Raw genomic sequence first — 25,317 nt, 5'->3', positions numbered from 1 at the left:
GGGGGGCAACGGCGATCCCCACCATGAATGGGTGATCCGCACCCGGAAAATTCCAAACCGATTTCCGCTGCCATTTGCGTGCAGATCTCGGCTCGTTCCGAACCGGCTTCTAAGTGAGCAGGCTCTGTGGCACCGCGAGCGCCCCGGAACGCGGGCGCCAGATGTCCTGGCCGAGGCCGCCGAGCACGCGATTGGCTTCCGCGCAGTAGTCGAGCGCGCCCTTGACGTTGCCGCGTTCGAGGAGCAGTTCACCGAGCTGGTAAAGCGCCTGCGCCTCGATCTGCCGCTCGCCGACCTGGCGGGCCGCGGTCAGCGCCTGCATCAGCACGATCTCGGCGTGCTCCGGACGACCCTGCCGTTTCCGGGTCAGCCCCAGCGAATACAGCGCGACGGCCTCGCCCACCCGGTCGCGGTCCTCCTGCACGATGAGCAGCGCGCGGTTGAGCATGTCGCCGGCGTCCTCGAGCCGGTCGGTGCGCAGGTAGAGGTCGGCAAGACCGGACAGCGCGGCCGCCTCGCCGCGGCGGCAGGAGACGTCCGTGCTGATCGCCAGCGCCTCCTGGAACAGCTCGCGGGCGTAGTTCTCGTTGCCTTCGGTGCCGGAGAACTTGGCGATGTTGCACAGGACCAGCGCCTCGCCCATCCGGTCGCCGACCGACCGCATGTTCAGCAGCGCCTGCTCGTACCGCGCCCGCATCGCCGAAAGGTCGCCGCGGACCCAGTCGATGAACGCGAGGTTGCGCAGCACCAGACCCTTGCCGTGCACGTCCCGCTCCCGGTCGAACAGCTCCAGGGCCGTGGTCAGCTGGGCGCTCGCGTCGGCGAGGCGCTTGCGCGCGATGTTCAACGCCCCGAGGGAATACGCCATCGCGGCCTCGCCCCGGCGGTTGGCCGCGCGCCGGACCGCGTCGAGGGCGACGGACGTGGTGTCGCGCCAGTCGTCGAAGTAGCCGCGCGCCTCGAACAACGTCACCAGTGTCAAGGCGAGGTCCCAGCAGAGCTCGTCGTACCCGGCCGCGGCGGCCTGCCGGACCGCGCCGACCAGCAACGCGCGTTCCTCGTCCAGCCAGGTGATGCCCAGCTCGGAGGCCGTGCCCGTGCCCGGCGGCGGTGTCCAGCGCGGTGCCGCGCCGTGCAGGATCGCGTAGTCGCCGCCGAACTCCTGCCGGTGCGCCACTTCGGCCCGGGCGAGACAGGCACCGAGCCAGCGCCGTTCCGCGGCTTCCCGGCTCTCGGCGGGCTCCGCCGTCCGGGCGAGCTCTCGGGCGTACGCCCGCACCGGGCCGTGCAGCCGGTAGCGCACGACGCGGCGGTCCGGCGAGCCGGCGGCGTCGAGCAGGCCGGCCACCACCAAGTCCTCGAAGACGTCGTCGGCGCGGTCGGGCTGCTCGTCGAGCAGCGGTTCGGCCACCCAGCGCGGGAATTCGCCCGCCTCGATGACCCCGAGCAGGCGGAACAACCGGCGCGCCGCGTCGGACAGCCCCTCGTAGGTGAGGGCGAGGTTCGCGCCTTCCTCGGGCCGCTCGCCCAGCCGCCGCACGGCGTCGGCGATCCGCGCGTGCGGCTTCGCGGCCACCCGGGCGGCGGCCACGATCAGCTGCGACGGCACTCCGCCGACGGCTTCCGCCAGCTGCTCCGCCGCCCGCTGTTCGCCGGCCACGCGCTCGGCGCCGATCCGCCGGGCCAGCAGCGCCACGGACTGGGCGATCCCCAGCTCGGTCAGTTCGAGCTGCCGGACCCCCGGCAGCACGGCCGGCCGGTCCGGGATCGTCACCAGCGCCGCGCTGCCGCCGTCGACCGGCAGCAGGGGCCGGATCCGGTCCGGGGCGAGTGCGTTGTCGACCACGACGAGCACGCGCTTCCCGGCAAGCGTGCTCCGGTAAGAGCCGATCCGGTCCGGCAGGCTGTCGGGCACCGCCGACGCCGGCACGCCCAGCGCGCGCAGGAACCGGTCCAGGGTCCGGGAAACCGCCTGGTCCGGGTGACCGTCGTCGCGCAGATCGGCGTAGAGGCAGCCGTGCGGGAACTCCGCGGTGAGCAGGTGCGCGGCCTCGATCGCCAGGCTGGACTTGCCCACTCCCGCGGGCCCCCAGATCCCGACGATCCTGGCGGACCCGGGCCGGGCCGGGCCGGCGAGCAGGCCGGTGACCTGCGTCAGCGCTTTTTCCCGGCCGGTGAATCCCGGTGAGCGGGCCGGCAGCAGCCCGCCGGCGTAGTCGCCGGCGGCGGGCTCGGCCCGGCGCTGGGCGGCGACCACCGGCTCGGGCGGGGCGAGCAGTTCCTTGTCCCGGTTCAGGATCGCGAGCTGGAGCCGGCGCAGGCGGTCGCCGGGTTCGACCCCGCCCGAATCGAGCAGGACGCTGCGCGCCCGGCGGAAGACCTCCAACGCTTCGAACTGCCGCCCCGAACGGTAGAGCGCCAGCATCAGGTACTCGTAAAGTTCTTCACGCGCCGGGTTTTCTTCGAGCAGAGCGTGGATATCGCCGATGATCTCCGCGTGGCGGCCCAGTGCCAGCTCGATGCGGAGCCGGTGGACTTCCGCGGTGACACGGGACTCCTCCATGCGCAGCGCCGCGCGGCTCACCCGTTCGCTCGGCACGTCGGCGAGTGCGGGCCCGCGCCACAGCGCGAGCGCCGACCTCAGGTCCCCGACGGCCTCGCTCAGCCGCCCCGCGGCTTCGTGCGCCAGGGCGAAGCCGACCAGCTTCTCGAACCGGTTGTAGTCGAGGTCGTCGTCGTCGATCTGCAGCAGGTACCCCGGCGACCGGGTCACGACCCGGGCCCGGCAATCCAGGTCGCTGAGCAGTTTCCGCAGGGTGGAGATGCAGATCTGCGTCTGGGTCCGCGCGGTGCTCGGCGGGTTCGTGCCCCACAGCGCGTCGACGAGGACATCGGTGGCGGTGACCCGGTTCGCGTTGAGCGCGAGCGTCGAAAGCACCACGCGCAGCCGGCGCCCGCCCGGCAGCACCGACGCCCCGGCTTGATCCAGTTGAAGTGGCCCCAGTACCCGAATCTCCACCAGTCCCCCAGCCCCCATAGCACCAAGAATCACTGCCGACAGTAGCAGGAAATCCGCCCGGACAGCGCAAATCGGCATTTGCCGACCTTCCGTTGACCGGTGGACAACGCATTCTCACGCCACCGTGTCAAACATTTAACACGCGAAGAAAATATGTCCAATTTGTCGAGATTGCTGGATATTTCGCCGATTAATCGATTTCCCGCAGGTGGCAGCGTGTTCGTTACTTGCCGACCTTCGCCACCTTTCGGCGTTCTCCGCCCGGCGGCCGGTCGAACACCGGTGATCACTTCCCCCGGCCACCACCGCGGCGGCAGACTCCGCCCCCGGATGGAAACCCCTGGGAGGAACGGATGTCCGACTTCACGATGACCATCGGCGGCGAGCAGGTGGCCGCACCGGAGACCTTCGAGGTCGTCAACCCGGCCACCGGCGCGCCGCACGCGCAGGCTCCGGCCTGCTCCCCCGCCCAGCTCGACGACGCGATGGCCGCCGCGGCCGCCGCGTTCCCGGCCTGGCGGGCCGACCCCGACGCCCGGCGCGCGGCGCTTTCGGCCGCGGCCGCGCGGCTGCGGGAGCACGCCCGCGAGCTCGCCGTCATCCTCACCGCCGAGCAGGGCAAACCCCTGGGCAGCGCGACCGTCGAGGTGTTCGGCACGGCGATGTGGCTGCAGTACTTCGCCGACCTCGCCCTGCCGCGGGAGATCCTGCAAGACGACGAAAAGGCGTTCACCGAGGTCGTGCGGCGCCCGCTCGGGGTCGTCGCGGCCATCACGCCGTGGAACTTCCCCCTCGCGCTCGCCTCCTGGAAGCTGGGGCCGGCGCTGCTCGCGGGCAACACCGTCGTGCTCAAGCCGTCGCCGCACACCCCGCTGGCCACCCTGCGCATGGGCGACCTGCTGCGTGACGTCCTGCCGCCGGGCGTGCTCAACGTCGTGAGCGGCCCGGACCCGCTCGGGGCCGCCATCACCGCGCACGAGGTGCCCCGCAAGATCAGCTTCACCGGCTCGGTCGCCACCGGGCGGGCGGTCGCCGCCGCGGCCGCACCCCGGCTCAAGCGCGTGACGCTGGAGCTCGGCGGCAACGACCCGGCGATCCTGCTCGACGACGTCGACGCGGCGGCCGTGGCGGACAAGGTCTTCGAAGCCGCCTTCGCCAACAACGGCCAGGTCTGCTCGGCGATCAAGCGGGTCTACGTCCCCGAGTCGCGGTACGCGGAGGTCGTCGAGGCGCTGGCGCAGCGGGCCGGGGAAGCCGTGGTCGGCCCGGGCACCGAGGAAGGCGTCGACCTCGGCCCGGTCGGCAACCTCCCGCAGTTCGAGCGGGTGCGCGAGCTGGTCTCGGCGGCCCTCGACGGCGGTGCCAAGGCGGCGGCGGGCGGGCGCGCCCTCGACCGGCCCGGGTACTTCCACGAGCCCACCGTGCTCGCCGACGTCACCGACGGCAGCCGGATCGTCGACGAAGAGCAGTTCGGTCCCGTCCTGCCCGTGGTCGCCTATCGTGACCTCGACGACGCGGTGGCGCGGGCCAACGCCACCCACTTCGGCCTGTCCGGCTCGGTGTGGGGTGCCGACCCCGAGCGCGCGACGGCCGTCGCCGCCCGGCTGGAGTGCGGGACAGCCTGGGTGAACACCCACCTGGTGCTGGCCCCGCACCTGCCCTTCGGCGGCGTGAAGCAGAGCGGCATCGGAGTCGAGAACGGCCCATGGGGTGTGCACGGCTGCACCGATCTGCAGGTGCTGCACACCGCCCGCGGCTGACCGAAACAAGCTGTTCGTCTGCTATGTCCGGACTATCGGCCGCTATTGCCCGCCCCGCGCGCGCGATAATTCACCGCCCGGCCCGCGGACGGTTCTTTTGCCGATCCGGGCATTTCCGCAGTTGTCCGCGGGCCGGGCGGCCGACGGCCGGAATCGTTCGGCCCCACGCACTGGTGAACCGGCGCGGCGCGGTCGTACCGTCCGCCCATGGCAACCAAATGGTGGACGCTCATCGCCGTCGTGGTGGGCGTCTTCATGCTCCTGCTCGATACCACCATCGTGAACACCGCCCTGCCCAGCATCCAGCGCGACTTCTCCGCGTCTCTGGGCAGCCTCCAGTGGATCGTGGACGCCTACGCCCTCGTCCTCGCCGCCGCGCTGCTCATCGGCGGCTCGCTCGCCGACCGGTTCGGCCGCCGGCTGCTCTACACCGTCGGCGTCGGCGTCTTCACCGGTGGCTCGCTGCTGTGCGGCCTGGCCACCGGGCCGGGGTTCCTCATCGGTTCGCGTGCGGTGCAGGGCGTCGGCGGAGCGATCATGTTCGCCACCGCGCTCGCGTTGCTCGGCGACGCGTTCCGCGGGAAGGACCGGGGCACCGCCTTCGGCATCTACGGTGCGGTGACGGGCATCGCCATCGCGATCGGCCCGATGACCGGCGGCCTGATCACGATCAGCACTTCGTGGCGCTGGGTGTTCCTCCTCAACGTGCCGATCGGTCTTGTGGTCGCGTTGATCACCGTCGCCAAGGTCGGCGAGTCCCGCAACCCGGCGGCCTCGCGGCTGGACTGGTTCGGCTTCGTCACCTTCGGCGGCGCCCTCGCGGCCCTGATCTACGGCCTGATCAGCAGCGGTGACGGCTGGGGCAAGCCGAACGTCGTGGTGAGCCTCGGCCTCGCGGCCGTGCTGCTCACGGCGTTCGTGGTCAGCCAGTTCCGCCAGGACCGCCCGATGCTCACCACCGCGGACTTCCGCAAACCTGCTTTCAACGGCGCGATGTTCGCCTCGTTCGCCGTGGCGGGCTCGATGTTCGCGCTGATCCTCTACATCGTGCTGTACCTGCAGAACCAGCTGGGCTACAACGCGTTCGAAGGCGGCCTGCGCACGACACCGATCACGCTCGGGGTGTTCCTGTCCTCGACGCTGGCCGGGCGGCTCACGACCGTGCTGCCGGTGCGGGCGATGATCGCCGGCGGGTTCGGTCTCGTGGGAATCGGGCTGCTGCTCATGCGGGGCCTGACCGCGGACTCGACGTGGACGCACCTGATCCCGGGCATGATCTGCTGCGGCATCGGCGCCGGGTTCGTGAACGTCCCGCTCGTCTCGACCGTCGTCCGGGTGGTCGGGCCGGCCCGCGCCGGGATGTCCGGCGGGCTCAACAACACCCTCCGGCAGGTCGGGCTGGCGACCGGGATCGCGCTCTACGGCTCGCTCTTCGCCGCTTCGCTGCGCAGCGGGACGCTGACGGCGTTGCGGAGCACCCCGTTCGCCGGTGACGCCGAGCGCATCTCCGCCGGGGTCAGCGCCGGTGCCCGGCCCGGCGCGGTCCCGCCGGAAGTCGCCACGGCGATCCGCACCGGGTTCACCGGCGCCCTCGACCAGGTGCTGCTGATCGGTGCCCTGCTCGCGATCGCGGGCTGCGTGCTCTCGGCGGTGCTCATCCGGGCGAAGGACTTCGTCCCCATGGGACCGCCGCCCGGCACCGCGCCGAAGCCGTCCGGCGTCAAGCCGGAGGCCCAGCCCGCCTGATCCCCCGGCCCGGAGGCGAAGAGCCCGGCACCGCACGCGGTGCCGGGCTCTTCCCTGTCAACGGTTGCCGCCCCGAACCGCCGGATGCGCGCATTTCCTTGCCGGACAAGGCATCCGCTCGGTACACCTGGACACCTCAGCCCAACTCGTGGAGGTGTGCCCCTTGGGTGCCAAGGTTTTTCCCGGCCGGTTCACGGCCGGCACCGACGAACCCTTCGTCGTCTTCATCGTCGGCATGCGCTTCAACAAGCTCCTGTCCCCCAAGTGGCTCGCCGGGGTGAAGGCGTTCGACAAGATGTACCGCGAGCTGCAGGCCGACCCCGCGCTCGGGTTCCTCGGCGCCGAAAAGATCCTGTACTGGCGGGGTGCCGGGCAGCTCCAGTACTGGCGGTCGGTGGAGGACCTGGAACGGTTCGCGCGCGGCACCGAGGGCGCGCACGTGCCCGCGTGGCGGCACTACAACCAGATCGTGCGCACGTCCGGCACGGTGGGCGTCTGGCACGAGACCTACCTCGTCGGGCCGGGCCGGGCGGAGGCGATCTACGCCAACATGCCGCGGTTCGGGATGGGCAAGGTGCTCGACCACGTGCCGGCCACCGGGCACCGCGAAACCGCCCGCCGCCGCCTGGGCGGGCAGAACGAGCCCGCCGTGGAGTCGCCGCCGCAGCCGGTGGCCGAGAAGGTCCGGGACCGGGCATGACGACCGTGGCCACCCCGCGGCTGTCCGCCTACGACGTCGTGGTCGTCGGCGGCGGCATCGGGGGTCTCAGCACCGCCGCGTGCCTCGCCAAGGCGGGGCGCACGGTGCTCGTGGTGGAGCAGGGCAGCGGGCCGGGCGGGTACGCGCACGCCTTCACCCGCGGGCCCTACACGTTCGACCCGGCGATGTCGGTGTTCCCGCAGGGGCACCCGGGCGGACTGCCGGTCGCGCTGCTGGACTGGCTCGGCGTGGCCGACCGGTGCCGGTTCGTGCCACTGGAGTCCAACTACCGCGCGGTCTTCCCCGGGTTCGAGCTGGAGACCCCGTTCGGGCTCGAGGAGTTCACCGAGGTCCACTGCGCCCGGTTTCCCCGGCACGCGAGCCGGCTGCGGGAGTTCTTCGCGCTCTGCAAGACACTGCACAAGCAGGCCCACGAGCTGCCGCCCCGGCTGGGGTTGCGCGGCCTGGAGGACGCCGTGGCCCGGTTCCCCCTGCTGTTCCGCTACCTCAAGGCGACGACCGGCGAAGTGCTGGCCGAGTACTTCGACGACCCGCTCGTGCGGGCCGCGGTGAGCGTGTCCTGGCCCTACCTGGGTTCACCGCCGTCCAGATTGGACTTCGTCACCTTCTCGACCGTGCTCAACGTCTACCTGGAGGGGTGTTTCTACCCCGACGGCGGCTTCCAGTCCCTCGCCGACGCGCTCGTCGCGGGCTTGGAGAAAGCGGGCGGCGAGCTGGTGCTGGGCCGGACCGCGCGGCGGATCCGGGTCGAGCGCGGCCGCGCCACCGGCATCGAGCTCGACGACGGTCTCGTGGTCGAAGCGGGCACCGTGGTGTCCAACGCCGACGCCACGGCGACGTTCACCGAGCTGGTCGGCGAGGAGCACCTGCCCGCGGGGTTCGTGAAACGCCTGCGCCGGATGACCCCGTCGCTCTCGGCGGTGATCGTCTTCGCCGCGACCACCATGGACCTGCGCGCGGCGGGCGCGGCGCACGAGGTGTTCCGCCCGCTGCACGTCGACCACGAGCGCACCTACGCCGACATCCTGGCGGGCCGCCCCGGCGGGATGTACGCCACGGTGCCGACGCTGGCCTCGCCGTCCCTGGCCCCCGAGGGCGAGCACCTGCTGGTGGTGCATTCCCTGGCGCCGTACGACATCGGACGGCCGTGGGCCGCGGAGACCGAGGGGTACACCGATACCGTGCTGAAGTCCTTCGAGGACGTCTTCCCCGGCCTGCGGGACTCGCTCACGTTCCTGGAAACCGCCACCCCCCGTGCGCTGGAACGCCATTCCCGCAACCGGGCCGGCGCGGCGTACGGCTGGGAGAACACCCCGGGCCAGACGGGTGGGAAGCGGTCACCGCACGTCTCGCCGCTGCCGGGCCTGCTGCTCGCCGGCCACTGGACCCAGCCGGGCACCGGCTCGCTGCGGGCGCTGGTTTCGGGGATGCACACCGCCCAGCTCGCCCAGCGGGAGGCGGGGCAGCCGCCGATCGAGCTGGACCACCCGGACTTCCCGCCCGCGGCGTGACCCCGGAGACGGCGAAGGGCCCGGATCTCGGGGGAGATCCGGGCCCTTCCTCTTCGGGGAGCCGGCCGGGGAGAGGAGCGCGGCGCCCCCGGGTCAGCCGAGCAGCTGGCGGCGCAGGCCGAGGCCGTCGAACTCCGCCCATTCCGCGACGATCCGGCCGTCCTCGACGGTGGTGATCGCGATCCCGGACAGGCTGACCTGCTTGCCGGTGCCGGGCACGCCGAACCAGAAGCCTTCGTGCGTGCCGCGCATCGTGAACCGGGTGGTGCAGCGCGCGCCCTCGGCGTGCTGGGCGTGGACCTCGACGTCGAGGTCCGGCACGCTCCCCCGCCAGCCGGCGACGAAGCCGTTGATGCCCTGGGGGCCGTGCAGCAGCGCGCCGAGCGGGATGCGGCCGGTGAACCCCGGCGCGTACAGCTCGTCGGCCGACCGCCCGGCCGACCACAGTTCGGCGAACGCCCGGCGCACCACGGCCTTCGTCTCCGCCGCCGAGCCGTCCGCGGGCCGGGCGAGCGCGGCCCACCGGGCCCCGAGGTCGGCGGGCGGGCCCTCCCCCGGCGGGGCCGGGAGCACGCCGAGCTGCACCATCATGCCGGGGGCGTCCCAGCAGGTCCACACCTCCGCGATGCGGTCGCCGCTGATCCGGTTGATCGTGATGCCGGTGACCGCACCACGCTTGCCGGTGTTGGCGATGCCCTGGAACTCCTTGGCCTGCGTGCCGACCGCGACGTGCCGGGACGCGACGAAATCGCCGTCGGCGATCTGCTCCTCGACGGTGACGTGCATGTCCGGGAACCCGTCGAGCCAGCGGGCGATGGTGCCGCGCGCCTCCTCCTTCGCCGCGGTCCCCGACCGGCCCAGTGAAGTGTTCTCCCACAGGGCGTTCAGCCGGAAGTCCTCGGTGTAGATCTTGTCCATGTGGTCGAGGTTCCCGTTGTTCCAGACCTCTTCGAAGAACCCCGCGACGAGGTCCTTGTTCTCCTGTGCCCGGTCCACTTTCCCTGCCTTCCGATCGCTGGTCACGCCGTCCACTTCAGGACGGTGCCGCCGTACTTCCACTTGCTGGTCTCGATGGCGAGCAGGGCGACGACGTCGTCCCGCGCCACCGCGCCGGTCACCCACGCGTGGTCGAGCGCCAGCGGCACGGCCGCCGAGCCGGTGGCACCGACCAGTGCGAGGTTTTCGAAGATCTTCGGCTGCACCGCGAGCCACTCCGGGGTGAGCGCCCCGGCCGCCGCCAGTTCGCCGGTGAGGTAGCCGGCGTTGCCTTCGGGCAGCACGCACAGGTCCACCGCCTCGGCCGCGACCCCGCCGGCGGCCAGCGTCGCGCGCAGTCCTTCGGCGATGACGTGCGGCGTGTGCTTGCCCGACTCGACGAGGTCCACCCTGAGTTCCTGCGGGAGCTTCGCGGCGAGCTGCTGGTGCAGGGGCGCGTGCGTCCCTCCCGCGCCGAACAGCTGCATCCCCGGTGCGCGGCCGCCGCCGACGCACGCGAGCGCACTGCCGGAGATCCCGCCCGCCTCGCCGGGCTGGCCCGCCGTCAGCACGACCGCGCCGGCGCCGTCACCGAAGTTGTACGGGTTCATCCGGTCGCGCATGCGGATCCGTTGCGGGTCCTTGCCGACGAACAGCGGGACCAGCAGCGGCGAGATCGTCTCGCTGCCCACGACGACGGCGGTCCGCTTGAGCCCGCGTTCGAGGTAGAGCCGTGCGACGTCGAGCGCCTCGACGAACCCGGCGCAGCCGGACCGCACCTCCAGCGTCGCGCACTCGCGCAGGCCGAGCCGGTCGGCGAGGAAGGTCGCCATCGGCGGCAGCAGGTAGTCGGGGCTGGCGGTGGCGGTGACGACCAGGTCGACGTCGGCGGCGTCGACCCCGGCCCGCTCCAGTGCCTGGCACACCGCCCGGTGCGCCAGGCCGGAGTTGCTGTCGCGGTGTTCGCCCGTCGCCGGGTCGATGATCCAGTGCCGCGTGCGGACCTGCAGCCCGTCGAGGATTTCCGGCGGCAGCGGGCCCACCAGCGCTTCGACGGCGGCGTTGCCGATCGGTTCGCCGGGCAGGGCCGCGCCGGTCCCCGCGAGGTGCACCGGACGGAGGAGATCGGTCATGGAGGACTCCCAGTTCTCGGCCGGGTTCACCGGCATCCGCCGAGCAGGACGGCGAAGTGCGTGCCGCCGAGGGACGAGCTGAGCACCAGGGCGGGCCCGGTGGTGTGCCCGTCGCGCAGGCTCATCGACGCCAGCACGGCGTTGAGCGCGCCACCCGCACCCATGGGCTCGCCGAACAGCCGCTTCGGCGCGAACTTCCGCACGCCGGCACCGAACACGCGGGTGAGCGCGCGGTCCTCGGGCCGGTCGGCGACGAGCAGACCCGCCGCGCTCGTCCAGGCGCTCTCCACTTCGTCCGCGGTGATCCCGGCGCGGTCGAGCGCCGTCCGGATCGCGCGCTCGATCCCGTGCCCGCGGGCGTCCCATCGGCCGGGTCCGCGCCCGTCCGACGCGATGCCGTAACCCAGCACCTCCGCGTAGCCGGTGACGTCCCGCTCGGCCGCGCGGGCTCGCCGTTCGAGCACCAGCGCCACGCCCGCTTCCGCGAGCGCGAAGCCCCGGTGCGGACGCAGTGCGCCCAGCCCGCGATAGGCGTCGACGACGGTGTCGGTCAGCGTGTCGGCGCCCACGGCGATCATCGCGTCGGCCTTGTTGCCGGTGAGCAGGTCGCGCGCGTAGACCAGGGCGTTCGCCGACGCCGCGTGGCCCGTGGTCACCGTGGACGTCGGACCGACCGGCCCGAGGTGCTGGGCGACCTGCCCGGCCGCGGCGTTGTAGACGGTGTTGGGGAACACCGCGGGGTTGGCCGCGCGCGGGCCGTCCTCGAACAGCGGCCGGGAGAACCGTTCCATCGACTCCATCGGCCCGACCCCGGTCCCGAACACCACGCCGACGCGATCGCGGTTTTCGTCGGTGAGCTTCAGGCCGGCGTCCTCCAGCGCGAGCTGCGAGGCCACCACGGCGAACACGCCGAGCCGGTCCATCCGCCGCCGCTGCCGGGCGTTCAGGAACGCCTCCGCGTCGAGCCCGGCCCGGCCGAGGCGGTACCCGCCGGCGTCTTCGGTGAGGTCCCGGCCTTCGGTGAACGCCGTCCACAGCCGGTCCGGGGTCGTGCCGGCCGGGGTGAGCGCCCCGACGCCGGTGACGAGCACGCCGTCGAGGACGGGCTCCGGCGGCCCCGCCTGCCGGCCGCGGGTGAACACGACGGTCGCGTTGGCCCCGCCGAAGGCGAAGTTGTTCGAGAGCGCGACCCTCGTCCGGATCGGCTGCGCCACGTTCGGCACGTAGTCGAGGTCGCATTCGCCGTCCGGTTCGGTGAAGTTGGCCGTCGGCGGGGCGGTCTGCTCCTGCAGCGCCCGGACGGTGACGATCCCCTCGACCGCGCCCGCGGCGCCGAGCAGGTGCCCGATCATCGACTTCGTGCTGCTCACCAGCGTCTCCCGGGCGGCGGCGCCCAGCGCCCGCTTGGTCGCGCGCGTCTCGGCGGGGTCGTTCTTCGCCGTGCCGGTGCCGTGGCTGTTGACGTACCCGACGTCGTGGGGCGTGACGCCGGCGGCGTCGATCGCCGCCTTGATCGCCCGCGCCGCGCCGCGGCCCTCCGGGTGCGGCGCGGTGGGGTGGTAGCCGTCCGCGGACAACCCGTACCCGGCGATTTCGGCGGGCACGGCCAGGCCGAGCTCGGCCGCGAGGTCGGCGCGGACCAGCAGCATCATCCCGCTGCCCTCGCCGAGCGACAGCCCGAGCCGATCCTTCGAGTAGGGCGCGGCCGGTTCGGGGGACAGCGATTCGAGGGAGTTGAACCCGGCGAACAGCACCCCGGACAGCGCGTCGGTGCCGCCCGCGAGGCAGGCGTCGGCCAGTCCCCAGCGGATCAGGTCCGCCGCGTAGCCCAGTGCGTTGGCCCCGGCCGCACAGGCCGTGTCGAGCGAAAGGACCGGCCCGCGCGCGTCGAAGGCGCCGGCGACCGACTCGGCCAGTGCCTGCGGCGGCACGAACACGACCAGCCGCGGATCGGCGTCCTCGCCACGCAGCCGGGCGCGGTACCAGTGTTCGCCGCTGACCAGCCCGGCGTTGCAGCTGCCGACGACCACGCCGAAGCGCTCGGGACGCACGGCGCGGCGCACCTCGGGTGCCGCCGCGGCCGCCTCCTGCGCGGCGTGCAGCAGGAACTCCAGTGCCGGGTCGTGCCAGCCCAGCGGGTACCCCACGTCCGGGGTGAACTCCGGCAGGCCCGGCACCTCGCCGCCCAGCCCGGTCCGGTAGCCCGCCATCGGCAGGTGCCGCACCGGGCGGATGGCCACCCGGCCGTCGCGGGCCCCCACCCACAGCGCCTCGGCGTTGGGGCCCAGCGCGGTGATGGCGCCGAGCCCGGCGACCGCGACCCGGGGGTACCGCCGGGCCACGGGTTGTGTACTAGTCACGGTTCGTCCCTCCTGCTACCGAACGCAAGGCGCACACGACGTTCTGTCCTTCTAGGCCGCGCGCCACGGCGAGCGCGTACCGCACCGGCAGTTCCCGGGCCGTGCCCGGGACCCAGTCCAGGGCGCACTCCGGCCGCGGGTCCTCGAGGTTGAGCGTCGGCGGCACCACGTCGTGGCGGACCGCCAGCGCGGCGACGGCGAAGTTGAGGGCCCCGGCCGCCCCGACGAGGTGCCCGGTGGCGGGCTTGACGCTGCTGGCCGGGGGCACCGCGGCGCCGAAGACCGTCCGCAGGGCCCGCGCCTCGCTGCGGTCGCCGAGCCGGGTGGCGCTGCCGTGCGAAGCGATGTACGAGACGTCTCCGGGCGCGCACCCGGCTTCGGCCAGCGCCCGGCGCAGCGCGTGCACCAGGCCGCGCCCGTCCGGGTGCGGGGTGACGCCGGCGTGCGCGTCGGCCCCGGTGCCGTAGCCGACGACTTCGGCGTAGATCGGCGCGCCACGGCGTTTCGCGGTCTCGTACTCCTCCAGCAGCACGAAGGCCGCGCCTTCGCCGAGCACGGCACCGCTGCCCCGGCGGTCGTACGGGCGGAAGGCCGCCGCCCCGGCGTCGTTGTCGGTGCTGAGCAGGCCGAGCGAGTCGAACGACGACATCGGCCACCACCACACCGGGTCGTCGGCGGCGCCGGCGATCGCGCGGTCCGCCTCGCCGCGGCGGATCACCCGGAACGCCCGGCCGATCGCGTTGGCGCCCGCTTCCGCGGTGCCGGCGAAGTAGGTGTTCGGGCCGGTCAGCCCCCACTTGGCGGAGATGTAGAACAGGGACGCACCCTGCAGGCCCTCGACGTAGAACAGCGGGGGGAAGGTGCCGCTGCGCTCCCCCACCCGGCGGACGTCGAACCGGCCGTGCTCGCCGATGGCGCCGGTGACGGCGTCCACCAGCTTCGTGAGGTCGGAGACTTCCTTGCTCCCCGCGGTGAACAGCGCCGTGCGGGCGGGGTCGAGCGCGTCGAGGCCGGCGTCGGCGACCGCGAGCGCCGCCCCGCCGACGGCGAGGTGCTCGACGCGGGTCGTCTTGCGCTCGCTGCGGCGGTCCAGGAAGTCGCCGGCGGTGAAGCCGTCGATCTCCGCTGCCAGCCGGGTGCGCAGCGAGGACGCGTCGAACCGCCGGATCGGCCCGATCCCGGAATGCCCGGCCAGCAACGCCTTCCAGGCGGCGTCCACGCCCGTGCCCACCGCGGTGACCGGGCCGATCCCGGTCACCACCACGCGCCTCACGACCGGTCCCCGTCGCCGGTGCGGACCATCCGCAGCGCCCGGGCCGTCGTGACGACCTTGTCCTCCACGCGCACCGTCGCACCCAGCACGGCCTCGCCGGAAGTCTGTTCCCGCATCCGGACCTCGATCTCCATCTGGTCGCCCGGCTGCACGAACTGCCGGTAGCGCACCCGTTCGGCCCCGGCGAGCCGCCACGCGCCGCCCGGCGAGTGGGCCAGCAGCGCCCGGGCGAGCTCGCCCATGCTGCCGAGCACCAGCACGCCCGGCAGCACCGGCCGCAGGGGGAAGTGACTGTCGAAAAGGGACAGTGTGTTCGGGACGTTCCGCAGCGCCCGCGCACATTCCCCGGGTTCGATGGCCAGCACGCGGTCCAGGGCCAGCAGCTTCGGGCTCACGAGCCACCTCCGGCGCCCAGCACGAGCGTCCCGTTGGTGCCGCCGAAGGCGAACGCGTTGGCCAGCGCGGTGCGCACCGGCGCCCGCCGCGCCCGGTTCGGCACGTAGTCGAGGTCGAGCTTCGGGTCCGGCGTGCGCAGGTTGATCGTCGGCGGGATCACCGAAGTCCGGATCGCCTGGATCGCCACGAGCGCGTTGAGGGCGCCCGATGCCGCGGTCAGGTGGCCGGTCATGGACTTCGGCGCGGTCACCGGCACGCCCCGGGCGAACTCGCCGAGCACGGTCTTGAGCGCCGCGGTCTCGCAGAGGTCGTTGCCCGGCGTACTGGTGCCGTGCGCGACCACGCAGTCCACTTCGGACGGACGGGCGCCCGCGTCGGCCAGCGCACGGGCCATCGATTCGGCGGGCCCCGTCCCGTCCGGCGGGGCGTCGGTGATCCGGTAGGCGTTCAGGCTCGTGCCGTAGCCGGTGATCTCGGCGAGCACCTCCGCTCCGCGGGCCCGTGCGGCCGCGAGGTCCTCCAGCACCAGCGCCACCGCGCCTTCGCCGAGGACGAACCCGCGCCGCTCGCGGTCGAAGGGCATCGACGCGGCGGCGGGATCGTGTTCGAACCCGGCCGCGAGCGCGCCCAGCAGCGTGAACCCCAGTACGTCGAGCCACGTGGTCAGCGAGTCGTAGCCGCCGGCCACGACCAGTTTCGCGTCGCCTTCCTGAATGTGCCGGAACGCTTCGCCGATCGCGTGCGTCGACGCCGAGCACGCGGTGCTCACGCCGATCATCGGCCCTTCCAGCCGCCAGCGGCGCGCGATCGCTTCGACGCCGACGTTCTGCTGCCGCAGCAGCATGCCGGTGGGTCGCTGGGCGCGGATGTCGTGCCCGTCCGAGCGGCGGTAGGCCGTCATGACCTCGGTGAGCTCCTGCTCCTCCGGCCGCCCGGCGCTCGCGCCCATGGCGATCCCAGCCTCGTGCGGTGCGTAGCAGCCCTCGGCCCCGGCCTGGCGCATCGCCTCCGCCGCGGCGGCGAACCCGAATCCGGCCGCCCGGCTCAGGTGCCTGCCGTAGCCGGGTCCGGGCAGCGACGACGCCACCGAAAAGTCCCGCACCTGCCCGGCGATGCGAATCGGGAACGTCTCCGCGTCGAACGTGGTGATCGGGCCGACTCCGCTGCGGCCGGCGACGAGCCCGGCCCACGTCGTGGCGACGTCGGTGCCGAGCGGGGTGACCGCGCCGAGCCCGGTGACCGCGACCCGCGGGCCCATCACGCGGCCGCCCGGGTCAGCAACCGCCGCATGCGGCCGGTTTCGGCGGGTTCCTGCAGCTCGTCGGCGGGGATGAGCACGCACATGATCTCGGCGGCCTCCAGCACCACCACCCCGTCGACGGTGGCGGTGCCGGAGAGCACGGCCATCTCGTCGGTCATCGCGTCGACCTCCCCGGCCAGTTCGATGACGTCGCCCGGGCGGACGTCGCCGTGGAACGCCACCGAACCGAGCTGCAGCAGCGCGGCCCGGCGGCGGCCTTCGGTGCTGGCCACGATCAGCCAGCTCGCGGCCTGGCACAGCGCCTCCAGCACCAGCGGCGGCGGCAGCACCGGGTCCGGGCCGTCCCAGAGGTCTTCCCCCACCGACGTCAGCTTGCGGCCGCGCACCGAGCGGAAGGGCTCGTAGGCGTCGATGCGGTCGATCAGGTGGAAGCGCACGTTTTCTCCTCCGGCAGGCTCCAGGTCGTCACCACACCGGCCACGGCCAGCGACGGCGAGTGCGTCAGCGACACGTCGATCGCGGTCAGCCCGCGCCGCCCGGCGTGCGCGGCGACCTCGCCGTGCAGCCGCACCGACGGTTTGCCCCACGGCTCGTTGACGATTTCGACGTCGGTCCACCGCATCCGCGGCCCGAGCCCGGTGCCGACCGCCTTGAGCACCGCCTCCTTGGCCGCGAACCGGCCCGCGAAGTGCACGGCGCTGTGGCGCTTGCGGCGGCAGTAGGCGATTTCGGCGGGCGAGAACAGTTCCGCCTCCCGGCCGGGGTGCTCGGCCAGCAGCCGGGCGACGCGGTCGACCTCGGCCAGGTCGACCCCCACCCGCACGCTCGTCGCCGGGCTCACCAGTTCGTCCGTCCGAGACCGAGCTGCGCGCCGACGCCGCCGTCGACCGGCAGCAGCGTGCCGGTGATGTGCCCCGACCGCGGGCCGGCCAGGAACACCGTCGCTTCGGCAACGTCTTCCACCGCCGCGAACCGGCGCTGCGGCACCTGCCGCTTGATGGTGCGGCCGTCGTCCTTCGCCAGCAGGCCGGCCACCAGGTCGGTCGGGGAGAACCCGGGCAGCACGGCGTTGACGCGGACGCCGAAGCGGGCCAGTTCGACGGCCGCGCAGCGGGTGAAGGCGTTGATCGCGCCCTTGGACGCGGCGTAGTTGGCCTCGCCGGTCCACCCGCGTTCGCCCATCATCGACGACATGTTGACGATCACGCCGTCGCGTTGACCGGCGAACTGCGGAAGAGCGGCCTTCGTGCAGTTGAACACGCCGCCGAAATTGACGTTCATGACGTCAAGCCAATCCTGTGGGTTCATTTCGAAGAGCAGCGCGTCGCGTGCTATGCCCGCGTTGTTCACGAGGACGTGCAGGCCGCCGAATTCGGCGACCGTCTTGGCCACGACGGCCTGCGCCTGGTCGAAATCGGAAACGTCACCCTGGATCGCCGCCGCGGTCCCGCCGTTTTCGGCGATCTCCGCCACGACCGCACGGGCGGCGCTTTCCCCTTCGCGGTAGTTGACGCCGACCGCGGCGCCCGCGGCGGCGAGTGCCACCGCGACTGCCCGGCCGATGCCCCGCGAACCGCCGGTCACCAGGGCGACCCGCTCCCGCAGGTCGCCCGTGCCCCCGCCCGGCACGTCAGCGGCCCGTACCCGCGCGGCCGGCCACCATCGCGGCCAGGTTCGCCACGGTGAAGTGGCTCATCACCTGCGTCGCGGGCAGCTTGCCCGCCAGCGCGCCGTCGTCGAGCTGCGGCATGACCTTCTTGAGCTGTGCCAGGCCTTTCGCGGTGATGACATCGTGCTCGTCGCCGAACTCCTCGTCCGGGATCCCGCCCTGCACGTACTCGGCCAGGTCACCGGCCTCGATCTTGATCCCGGTGGCCCGCTCGATCCGGAAGAGGATGTCGAGCAGATCGATCGACTCCGCGCCGAGCTGGTCCATCAGCGTCGCCTCCGGGGTCACCTCCGCGTCGTCGAGACCGAGCGCCTCGGCCACGGCGGGGTGCACGGCGCCGTAGATCTCGTCGGCGACGACCTGTGAAGTCATGGTTTCTCCCATTCGATGAGGACCGGAAAGAAACGGCACGCAATGCGCTGCCGCCGGAGGAATACGATTGAGCTGTTTCCAGCATAGGACGCACCGCCCCCACCGCGGCGCGTTCGGATCAAGAATTGCTGCGGCGGCCGAGCTCCCGCGCGAACTGCTGCCATTCGCGAGCACACGACGCGGCGACGTCGATCATCGCGTCGACCCAGTAGTCGGGCACGTCGTCCACCATGTCCCGCCATTCTTCGCGGTCGGTCGCCCGTGCGTCGAGCCACCGGACGACGGCCCGTCCGGAATCGGCGTAGCGCACCACGGGATCCTTGACGAACTGCGCCCGGATCGCCGACCAAGCGACCGGTTCGCGCGGCACCCGGTCACGGCGGCGAGGTGCCCGCCGCACGCGCTGCCCGTCGGGCACGGGATCCCGGCCATGCCGCAGGCGTTCCCGGACGTCGTGCGCGGTGCCGAGCGAGAGCCCGGTCTCCCGGGCGACCTGCCGCAACGGGGTGTCCGGCCGCTCGCTGAGAATGGCCCCGGCGCGCCGCCGCGCTTCGACGGTGCTTTCCGGCCGGGCCCGCCCGTCGGACCCGGTCCGCGCGGTGTTCGACTGCGCGCACTGCACGGTCGAACGCAGGCGGATGGCGCCGACGGTGTTCGGCGCGAGTCCGGTGGCCCGCGCAACGGCCCGGTCGGACATCGCCGGGTTCCCGGCGAGGATCCGCACGGCGGCGGCCCGGCGGTCGGCCAGGGAAAGCGGCAGGCCGTGCGTGGTGTTCGCCCGGACGGCCAGCAGGAACGCCTCGTCCGGATCGACGTCGACGAAAACGGCGTCGATGGTGGCCTCACCCCGGGCACGCGCGGCGTGCACCCGGTGCACTCCGTCGACCACCTGCATGGTGCGCCGGTTGACGAGGATCGGCGGGCACAGCCGCAGCTGCTCGGCGAGCGCGAGGGTGTGTTCCCGGCTTTCCCCGGACAGCCGCGGCGAGTCGGCCCCCAGCAACCGATCGAGCGCCACCGGCTCGGCTTCACCGGTTTCCGGAGCGACGACGACCGCCAGCGCAACGGCCGGCGGGGTTTCGATTTCGGTTTCGGCTTCGGTTATGACGTGCAGTTCAGGTCGTGCAGACAACGGATTTCCCCCATCTTCACGTCACGCCCGCACGCACCGTGTCGACGCGTACGAGAGGACGAACGTTCGCGCCGACCCCTCGGATCGTCGTTGATCCCCCGCAATCCGCCGGCTCGTGCCGGGTTGCCGAAGCATCGGGACCTCCCCAGGGCCCGCACCCGCCGGCCGAGCCATGGCCGGAGTGGGCGCGCTTCGGTGGCGCAGCTCCCAGCGTGTCGGGCAACGCTTTTCGTGCCCTATTGACCGGCTATTGCGGGAGTCCGCAGCGGAGCTGTCCGGAGTAGCCAGCGGACCACGCACTCACCGGGCAGTCGACAAATGGCCAACCACCGGAGGTCGCCGGCCCCTCATGGGCGCCGCTCAACGAAAAGACGAGCACGAACTTCGACCCGTCATTCCCGCGCAGCATGACTCCCTTTCTCAGGTTGTCAAGAAATTCGATTATGTCGCTTTCGATTTCTTCCGCGAATTCACGCTGACCGTCCCGCCAGCGCCGCGGCTCCACGGTCACGGTGGCCCGCCACGTCGATCCGCTCAGCCGCCACCTCGACAGGGCGCCGATCTCGTCGATGACCACCACCGTCCAGCCGGTGGTCACCCGAAGCTCGCCGAGGAACTCGAGGAGCCGGCCCCCGGATGTCACGAAGTCACTTCGGCCGGACCAAGACGAGCGTCCCCGTTCTCACCCTGACCACCCGGAACCGTCCACGATGGTCACAGCGCTACCTCGTCGTGGCGGTCGTCGCACTGTCCTGACCACGCACGCCATCGGCGACGGCCATTCGCGCGTTTGCCCGGCGGGAGCGGATCAGCTGAACCGGGTCAGCGATCAAGCCACGGAGCCAGCAATACCTCGAGGTCGGCGTCCGACAGCGCCCGCGGTCCGCCGTGGAACTCGTGCCACCGCGCCGCGTCGCACGCCGCCGTGTACTCCACCTCGAACGCCCGCATCAGCACGTACATGAACGTGCCCGAACTGAACCGCTCACCCAGCAGCGTCCGGGCCTCACGGGCCACCTGCGTCGCGCCGCGAAAGTCCGCGAGCCTCAACGATTCCGCAGCCGGGTCCAGCAGGCTGGGGGCATACATCACGACGATTTCTCCATCACAGAAGCAGAAACGAAACTCAGCCTTCGGCGGCGAGCTGACCGCAGGCCGCCGCGATCTCCTGACCACGCGTGTCGCGCACCGTGCACGCTACTCCGCCCGCGTTGACCAGCCGCACGAACTCCCGCTCCACCGGCTTCGGCGACGCGTCCCACTTCGACCCCGGCGTCGGGTTCAGCGGGATCACGTTCACGTGCACCAGCTGACCCAGGTGCTTCCGCAGCCGCTTCGCGAGCAGCTCCGCCCGCCACGGCTGGTCGTTGATGTCCCGGATCAACGCGTACTCGATCGACACCCGCCGCCCGGAAGTGTCGGCGTAGTACCGGGCAGCGGACAGCACCTCGTCCACCGACCAACGCTCGTTGACCGGCACCAGCGTGTCCCGCAGCTCGTCGTCCGGCGTGTGCAGCGACACCGCCAGCCGCACCTGCATCTTCTCGTCCGCCAGCTTCCGGATCGCCGGCGCCAGCCCCACCGTCGACACCGTCACCGAACGCTGGCCGATCCCCAGACCACCGGGAGCGGGATCCGTGATCCGGCGCACCGCCGCCACCACGCGCTTGTAGTTCGCCAGCGGCTCGCCCATCCCCATGAACACGATGTTCGACAGCCGGCCGGGGCCGCCGGGCATCGCGCCGTCGCGCATGACCGCCGCCGCCGAGCGGACCTGGTCCACGATCTCCGCCGTCGAGAGGTTCCGGTCCAAGCCGCCCTGACCCGTCGCGCAGAACGGGCACGCCATGCCGCAGCCCGCCTGGCTCGAGATGCACAGCGTCGCGCGGTCCGGGTAGCGCATCAGGACGCTCTCCAGCAACGTGCCGTCGTGCGCGCGCCACAGCGTCTTGCGGGTCGCGCCGTTGTCGGCCTCCAGGGCCCTGACCTCGGTCAGCAACGTCGGCATCAGCGACTCGACCAGCCGCGAGCGGGACGCCGCCGGGATGTCGGTCATCTCCGCCGGGTCCACCGTCAGGCGGGAGAAGTAGTGGTTCGACAGCTGCTTCGCACGGAACGGCTTTTCCCCCAGCTCGGCCACGGCTTCGGCGCGCTCGGCCACCGAAAGGTCGGCGAGGTGGCGCGGCGGCAGGCCGCGCTTGGGGGCATCGAAGACGAGCGGGAGGGCAGTCATAACCCGTTCAGTCTCCCACGCGCTTCCCCCGGTGCCCGGACCACCCTCGCCGGATGTACCCCAGGTCACCGGCCGCCGTGACGTCCGCCCCCGGTCTCGGGGGCCGGGTCCGTCGGAGGGATGATCCACCCGTGGCACCGGGCGGGAGGTCCGGGCGTCCGACGAAAGAGGTGAGTCCGTGTCCTTCCGGCACAGTCTCCTGGCCGTCGCGGTGGTCCTGAGCGTCACCGCCTGCAGCAGCACACCGGCCGAGGGGCCGGCGCCCGGTCCGAGCGCGATGAACGGCCCGCGGGCCACCGTGGGGTCCCTGCGCCTGCCCCTGCCCTCGGGCGCGACCTACACCGAACACAGCCAGGACGGCCTGCTGGACGGCTGCGTCGCCGAAGGCACCGTAGTCTGCGAAGCGCGGCTCCTGGACCTGCGCACGGCGCCGAACTCCGACGCGCCGATCAACCTCCCGAGCACCAAGCGTGCCTTCGGCTGGTACACCGGCACGGACCTGCCGACCTGCATCACCCCCGCTTCGCCGCCGGGGAAGGCCACGGGGGCCACCGGCAGCACCCTCCTCGATTCCGGGTTCGCCCCGATCGGGTCCAAGCGGGCCGAGTACGGCCGCTGGAAGGTCACCTGCGAGAACTCGGCGCAGAACAACCAGGTCCGGATGTGGTGGCTGCCGACGAGCCGGATCCTCGTCGTCCAGTACGGGTCCTTCCCCGGCTGGGACGCCAAGATGGACACGATGCTCGCCGGCGCCACCTTCGGCTAGCCCACCACGTCCAGCGCGGCGCGGATGATCGCGTCCGTGTCGATGCCGTGGTGGCGGTAGACGTCCTCCAGCGAGCCCGACTGGCCGAAGCCCGTGACACCCAGCGCGGCCGCCGGGACCCGGTTGATCCCGGCGAGGAACGCGAGCGTGTGCGGGTGGCCGTCGAGCACCGTGACCAGCGGCCGGGCCCGCGAAGCCGGGAACACCTGGTCGAGGATCCACGACTCGGCGCTCCCCCGGCCCGACCGGGCCTGGATCGCCTCGAACAGCAGGCCCGGGCTGGTCACGCACACGACGTCGGCTTCGACGCCGACCTGGGCCAGCCGCTCGGCCGCCGCGAGGGTGTCCGGGACCAGCGCGCCCATCGCCGCCAGCGTCACCACCGGTTCCGGCGCACGCCGCAGCAGGTACGCGCCCGCCACGACCTGACGTCGACGGCGTTCGCGCGCCGCCGGGTCGGTGGGCACCGCGGCCAGCGTCTGGTCGATCGGGCGGGTCGAGAGCCGGAAGTACGACGACGTCCCGCCCGGCTTGCCGAGCCTGCCGAGCGCGGCCAGCAGCGTCCACTCGGTGTCGATCGCGAACGCCGGTTCGTAGCTGACGCAGCCGGGCTGTTCGATGCCGATGGACGGCGTGGTGATCGACTGGTGCGCGCCGCCTTCGGGAGCGAGCGTGACGCCCGAGGGCGTGCCGATCAGGATCGACTGGCCGCCCGCGTAGATGCCGAACGACCACGGCTCCAGTGCCCGCTCGACGAACGGGTCGTACATGACGCCGATCGGCAGCAGCGGCTCGCCCCAGCGGCTCCAGGTGGCTCCGAGTTCGCCCAGCAACCCGACCAGGTTGGTCTCGGCGATGCCCAGCTCGACGTGCTGGCCGGTCGGCTTCTCCCGCCAGTGCATGATCGTCTCGGGATCGTCCTCGAACCAGTCGCGACGCTCGGTCGCCGACCAGACGCCGACCTTGTTGACCCAGCCGCCGAGGTTGGTCGTGGAGCTGACGTCGGGGCTGACCGTCACAACGCGCTTCGCCGCTTCGGGCGCTTCGCGCGTCAGGTCGAGCAACACGCGGCCCAGCGCCGCCTGCGTCGTAGCGGTTCCGGAAGGCGTACGTCCGATGTCGACGGGCAGTTCCAGCGAAGGGGCCGAGGGAACGACCGGACGGCGAAGGCGCGACGCCACTTCAGCGCACAACGCGGCTTCGGACGACCCGTCGGAGAAGCGCTCCCACGGCGAAGCGAGGTCCGTGCCCGAAGCCGAAGCCAGCTCTTCCATCTGCGCCACGGTCAGCAGCGAAGAGTGGTTCTGCGGGTGCCCCTGCGTGGGCAGACCGCGCCCCTTGACGGTGTAGCAGAAGATGACCGTCGGCCGATCGTCCGCAATGGACGCGAAGACCTCGTCGAGCGAGCCGAGGTCGTGGCCGCCGAGGTTCCGGATGGCGGCCAGCAGCGTCTCGTCGCCCAACGACGCCACCAACGAAGCCAGGGCCGGGTTGCCCGCGGGCAGCCGGTCGCGCACTTGGGCGGCGTCGCAGCGCAGCAGCCGCTGGTACTCGGGGTTCGGCATGGCGTCGATGCGGGCGCGCAGCTCGGCGCCGCCGGGCCGGGTGAACAGCTCCTCCAGGAGCCGCCCGTACTTCAGTGTCAGGACCTGCCAGCCGGCGGCGTCGAACATGCCCTGCAGCCGTCCCGCCGCGATGTTCGGCACCACGCGATCCAGGGACTGGCGGTTGAGGTCGACGATCCAGACGATCTCGCCCAGCTCCGCGACGGCGGGGTCGAGGATGGCCTCCCAGATCGCGCCCTCGTCCAGCTCGGCGTCACCGACCAGCGAGTACTGCCTGCCGGTCCCGGCGGACGAGCCGCGCGTGGTCAGGTAGCGCCGCGCCAGCGCGCCCCAGATCGGGGCGGTGGCGCCGATGCCGACCGAGCCGGTCGAGTAGTCCACCGGGTCGGGGTCCTTCGCGCGGCTCGGGTAGCTCTGCAGACCGCCGAATGCGCGCAGCGTCGGCAGGTAGGCCTCGTCCAGCTCGCCGAGCAGGTAGTTGATCGCGTGGAGCACGGGGGACGCGTGCGGCTTCACCGAGACGCGGTCCTCGGGGCGCAGGTGCCGGAACCACAGCGACGTCATGATCGAGACCAGCGACGCGCACGACGCCTGGTGCCCGCCGACCTTGATCCCGGACGGGTTCGGCCGGACGCGGTTGGCCTGGTGCACGATCGCGGTGGCGAGCCACAGCACCCGCTGCTCGATCGCGGCGAGAGTGCTCGTCGCCGGGGGGGTCGCGGGGGCCTGAGTCATCGTCGACACCTTTCGTGCAGGAAGCGCCCACCAGGACAGCACCAGTGGACGCATCGCACAACCGAGGCCGCCGAAAGTGCGCAGAATGCGCAGCCGATCCGGTGGGCTCAGGCCTCCGGCTGCGCAGAATGCACGCGCTCCAGCAGCGGCGCCAGGCGGTACGGGACGAGCTCCCGCATGACGAGCGAAATGGTCGTCCGCTCCACCCCTGGCGAGGCGAGGATGTGCCCGGCGACGCGGTACAGGTCGTCGGCGTCGACGGCGACCACCTGCACCACCAGGTCGCTCGCCCCGGTCAGCCCGCACACCTCGGTCACCTCGGGGATCACCGCGAGGGCCTCGCCGATCTCGGCGAGGCGCCGCTGGTCGACCTGCGCGTTGACGAAGGCCCGCAGCGGGTAGCCCAGGCGAGCCGGGTCGATGCGGCGTTCGAACGCGCCGAGCACACCGCGCTGCTCCAGCCGCGCGAGCCGGGCCTGCACCGTGTTGCGGGACAGCCCCAGCCGCTCGGCCAGCGCGACCGCCGTGGACCGGGCGTCCTCCCCCAGCGCCTGGAGCAGGCGTGCGTCGATCTCGTCGATGGCTTCCGGCACGCGCCGATCTTCTCAGCCCGGACACCTCCCGCGTGAGCGAGGTCACCGAAGAGGGGTTGCCGACCGACCGTTTCCGATATATCGTGAACGTGTCGCA

At 72.4% G+C, this 25,317-nt stretch carries 22 protein-coding genes; 5 read left to right on the top strand and 17 right to left on the bottom strand.

Annotated elements, in window-relative coordinates; genetic code table 11:
* Positions 1-109: 109 nt before the first annotated feature.
* Positions 110-3,037, bottom strand: coding sequence for a BTAD domain-containing putative transcriptional regulator (locus AB0F15_RS04895; protein ID WP_360265256.1), 2,928 nt, complete (start codon positions 3,035-3,037; stop codon positions 110-112).
* Positions 3,038-3,372: 335 nt separating this feature from the next.
* Between AB0F15_RS04895 and AB0F15_RS04890 the strand changes: the two genes are divergently transcribed.
* The 4 genes from AB0F15_RS04890 to AB0F15_RS04875 all read left to right on the top strand — a co-directional run bounded on the left by AB0F15_RS04890 (position 3,373) and on the right by AB0F15_RS04875 (position 8,757).
* On the top strand, positions 3,373-4,779 hold the full coding sequence (locus AB0F15_RS04890) for an aldehyde dehydrogenase family protein (RefSeq protein ID WP_360265253.1): 1,407 nt from the start codon (positions 3,373-3,375) through the stop codon (positions 4,777-4,779).
* A 207-nt stretch (positions 4,780-4,986) separates the two neighbouring features.
* A complete protein-coding gene (locus AB0F15_RS04885) occupies positions 4,987-6,525 on the top strand; it encodes an MFS transporter (protein WP_360265250.1) in 1,539 nt (512 codons plus the stop codon).
* A 163-nt stretch (positions 6,526-6,688) separates the two neighbouring features.
* Positions 6,689-7,225, top strand: a complete 537-nt coding sequence (locus AB0F15_RS04880; RefSeq protein WP_360265247.1) for a DUF4188 domain-containing protein — start codon at positions 6,689-6,691, stop codon at positions 7,223-7,225.
* Positions 7,222-8,757, top strand: coding sequence for an NAD(P)/FAD-dependent oxidoreductase (locus AB0F15_RS04875; protein ID WP_360265245.1), 1,536 nt, complete (start codon positions 7,222-7,224; stop codon positions 8,755-8,757). The genes AB0F15_RS04880 and AB0F15_RS04875 overlap by 4 nt, the downstream gene beginning before the upstream one ends.
* 93 nt (positions 8,758-8,850) lie before the next feature.
* Here the strand turns inward: AB0F15_RS04875 and AB0F15_RS04870 are convergent, their stop codons facing one another.
* The 14 genes from AB0F15_RS04870 to rlmN all read right to left on the bottom strand — a co-directional run bounded on the left by AB0F15_RS04870 (position 8,851) and on the right by rlmN (position 21,561).
* Positions 8,851-9,753, bottom strand: a complete 903-nt coding sequence (locus tag AB0F15_RS04870; protein WP_360265242.1) for an ester cyclase — start codon at positions 9,751-9,753, stop codon at positions 8,851-8,853.
* A gap of 23 nt (positions 9,754-9,776) precedes the next feature.
* Complete coding sequence (locus AB0F15_RS04865; RefSeq protein WP_360265239.1) at positions 9,777-10,865, bottom strand: 3-oxoacyl-ACP synthase III family protein; 1,089 nt, start codon at positions 10,863-10,865, stop codon at positions 9,777-9,779.
* 26 nt (positions 10,866-10,891) lie between these two features.
* Positions 10,892-13,225 carry a beta-ketoacyl-[acyl-carrier-protein] synthase family protein gene (locus AB0F15_RS04860; RefSeq protein ID WP_360265236.1) on the bottom strand — a complete coding sequence of 778 codons (2,334 nt, stop codon included), beginning with the start codon at positions 13,223-13,225 and terminating at the stop codon, positions 10,892-10,894.
* Positions 13,218-14,498, bottom strand: a complete 1,281-nt coding sequence (locus AB0F15_RS04855) for a beta-ketoacyl-[acyl-carrier-protein] synthase family protein (protein ID WP_360265234.1) — start codon at positions 14,496-14,498, stop codon at positions 13,218-13,220. Before AB0F15_RS04855 ends, AB0F15_RS04860 begins: the two co-directional genes overlap by 8 nt.
* The gene (locus AB0F15_RS04850; RefSeq protein ID WP_360265232.1) at positions 14,495-14,893 is read right to left on the bottom strand and encodes a hypothetical protein; all 399 of its coding nucleotides are present in this window, start codon (positions 14,891-14,893) and stop codon (positions 14,495-14,497) included. Before AB0F15_RS04850 ends, AB0F15_RS04855 begins: the two co-directional genes overlap by 4 nt.
* Positions 14,890-16,152 (bottom strand): beta-ketoacyl-[acyl-carrier-protein] synthase family protein, encoded by a 1,263-nt coding sequence (locus tag AB0F15_RS04845; protein ID WP_360265597.1) that lies wholly within the window; start codon positions 16,150-16,152, stop codon positions 14,890-14,892. Before AB0F15_RS04845 ends, AB0F15_RS04850 begins: the two co-directional genes overlap by 4 nt.
* On the bottom strand, positions 16,152-16,592 hold the full coding sequence (locus AB0F15_RS04840) for a hypothetical protein (protein ID WP_360265230.1): 441 nt from the start codon (positions 16,590-16,592) through the stop codon (positions 16,152-16,154). Before AB0F15_RS04840 ends, AB0F15_RS04845 begins: the two co-directional genes overlap by 1 nt.
* Positions 16,577-16,996: a holo-ACP synthase gene (gene acpS, locus AB0F15_RS04835; RefSeq protein WP_360265227.1), complete on the bottom strand. Its 420-nt coding sequence runs from the start codon at positions 16,994-16,996 to the stop codon at positions 16,577-16,579. Before acpS ends, AB0F15_RS04840 begins: the two co-directional genes overlap by 16 nt.
* Complete coding sequence (gene fabG, locus AB0F15_RS04830; protein WP_360265225.1) at positions 16,993-17,784, bottom strand: 3-oxoacyl-ACP reductase FabG; 792 nt, start codon at positions 17,782-17,784, stop codon at positions 16,993-16,995. Before fabG ends, acpS begins: the two co-directional genes overlap by 4 nt.
* A gap of 1 nt (position 17,785) precedes the next feature.
* Complete coding sequence (locus AB0F15_RS04825) at positions 17,786-18,196, bottom strand: acyl carrier protein (protein ID WP_360265222.1); 411 nt, start codon at positions 18,194-18,196, stop codon at positions 17,786-17,788.
* 118 nt (positions 18,197-18,314) lie between these two features.
* Positions 18,315-19,328: a ParB/RepB/Spo0J family partition protein gene (locus tag AB0F15_RS04820; protein WP_360265220.1), complete on the bottom strand. Its 1,014-nt coding sequence runs from the start codon at positions 19,326-19,328 to the stop codon at positions 18,315-18,317.
* Positions 19,329-19,575: 247 nt separating this feature from the next.
* Positions 19,576-19,926, bottom strand: coding sequence for a hypothetical protein (locus AB0F15_RS04815; RefSeq protein WP_360265217.1), 351 nt, complete (start codon positions 19,924-19,926; stop codon positions 19,576-19,578).
* Positions 19,927-20,150: 224 nt separating this feature from the next.
* Entirely contained in the window at positions 20,151-20,417 is a 267-nt protein-coding gene (locus AB0F15_RS04810) for a hypothetical protein (RefSeq protein WP_360265595.1), read from the bottom strand.
* A gap of 37 nt (positions 20,418-20,454) precedes the next feature.
* Positions 20,455-21,561, bottom strand: a complete 1,107-nt coding sequence (gene rlmN, locus AB0F15_RS04805; RefSeq protein WP_360265214.1) for a 23S rRNA (adenine(2503)-C(2))-methyltransferase RlmN — start codon at positions 21,559-21,561, stop codon at positions 20,455-20,457.
* A 178-nt stretch (positions 21,562-21,739) separates the two neighbouring features.
* On the opposite strand from rlmN, the gene AB0F15_RS04800 reads away from it, so the two are divergent.
* Complete coding sequence (locus tag AB0F15_RS04800) at positions 21,740-22,327, top strand: hypothetical protein (protein ID WP_360265211.1); 588 nt, start codon at positions 21,740-21,742, stop codon at positions 22,325-22,327.
* Here the strand turns inward: AB0F15_RS04800 and AB0F15_RS04795 are convergent.
* Both AB0F15_RS04795 and AB0F15_RS04790 read right to left on the bottom strand, forming a co-directional pair.
* Positions 22,324-24,627, bottom strand: a complete 2,304-nt coding sequence (locus tag AB0F15_RS04795; protein ID WP_360265208.1) for a pyruvate dehydrogenase — start codon at positions 24,625-24,627, stop codon at positions 22,324-22,326. The two genes, AB0F15_RS04800 and AB0F15_RS04795, sit on opposite strands and share 4 nt — an antisense overlap.
* A 107-nt stretch (positions 24,628-24,734) precedes the next feature.
* Positions 24,735-25,220 carry an Lrp/AsnC ligand binding domain-containing protein gene (locus AB0F15_RS04790; RefSeq protein WP_360265205.1) on the bottom strand — a complete coding sequence of 162 codons (486 nt, stop codon included), beginning with the start codon at positions 25,218-25,220 and terminating at the stop codon, positions 24,735-24,737.
* Positions 25,221-25,317 lie beyond the last annotated feature (97 nt).

Origin of the sequence: Amycolatopsis sp. NPDC026612, from assembly GCF_040638285.1 — a bacterium.
Classification (GTDB): Bacteria; Actinomycetota; Actinomycetes; order Mycobacteriales; family Pseudonocardiaceae; genus Amycolatopsis.
The sequence above is the reverse complement of the archived record's forward strand: the minus strand, read 5'-3'. Positions and strand labels throughout refer to the sequence as shown.

Coding starts and splice junctions, on each gene's coding strand:
- AB0F15_RS04895 (WP_360265256.1), bottom strand. CDS start 3,037: ATGGGGGCTGGGGGACTGGTGGAGATTCGGGTACTGGGGCCACTTCAA.
- AB0F15_RS04890 (WP_360265253.1), top strand. CDS start 3,373: ATGTCCGACTTCACGATGACCATCGGCGGCGAGCAGGTGGCCGCACCG.
- AB0F15_RS04885 (WP_360265250.1), top strand. CDS start 4,987: ATGGCAACCAAATGGTGGACGCTCATCGCCGTCGTGGTGGGCGTCTTC.
- AB0F15_RS04875 (WP_360265245.1), top strand. CDS start 7,222: ATGACGACCGTGGCCACCCCGCGGCTGTCCGCCTACGACGTCGTGGTC.
- AB0F15_RS04865 (WP_360265239.1), bottom strand. CDS start 10,865: ATGACCGATCTCCTCCGTCCGGTGCACCTCGCGGGGACCGGCGCGGCC.
- AB0F15_RS04845 (WP_360265597.1), bottom strand. CDS start 16,152: ATGGGCCCGCGGGTCGCGGTCACCGGGCTCGGCGCGGTCACCCCGCTC.
- AB0F15_RS04825 (WP_360265222.1), bottom strand. CDS start 18,196: ATGACTTCACAGGTCGTCGCCGACGAGATCTACGGCGCCGTGCACCCC.
- AB0F15_RS04810 (WP_360265595.1), bottom strand. CDS start 20,417: ATGTATGCCCCCAGCCTGCTGGACCCGGCTGCGGAATCGTTGAGGCTC.
- rlmN (WP_360265214.1), bottom strand. CDS start 21,561: ATGACTGCCCTCCCGCTCGTCTTCGATGCCCCCAAGCGCGGCCTGCCG.
- AB0F15_RS04795 (WP_360265208.1), bottom strand. CDS start 24,627: ATGACTCAGGCCCCCGCGACCCCCCCGGCGACGAGCACTCTCGCCGCG.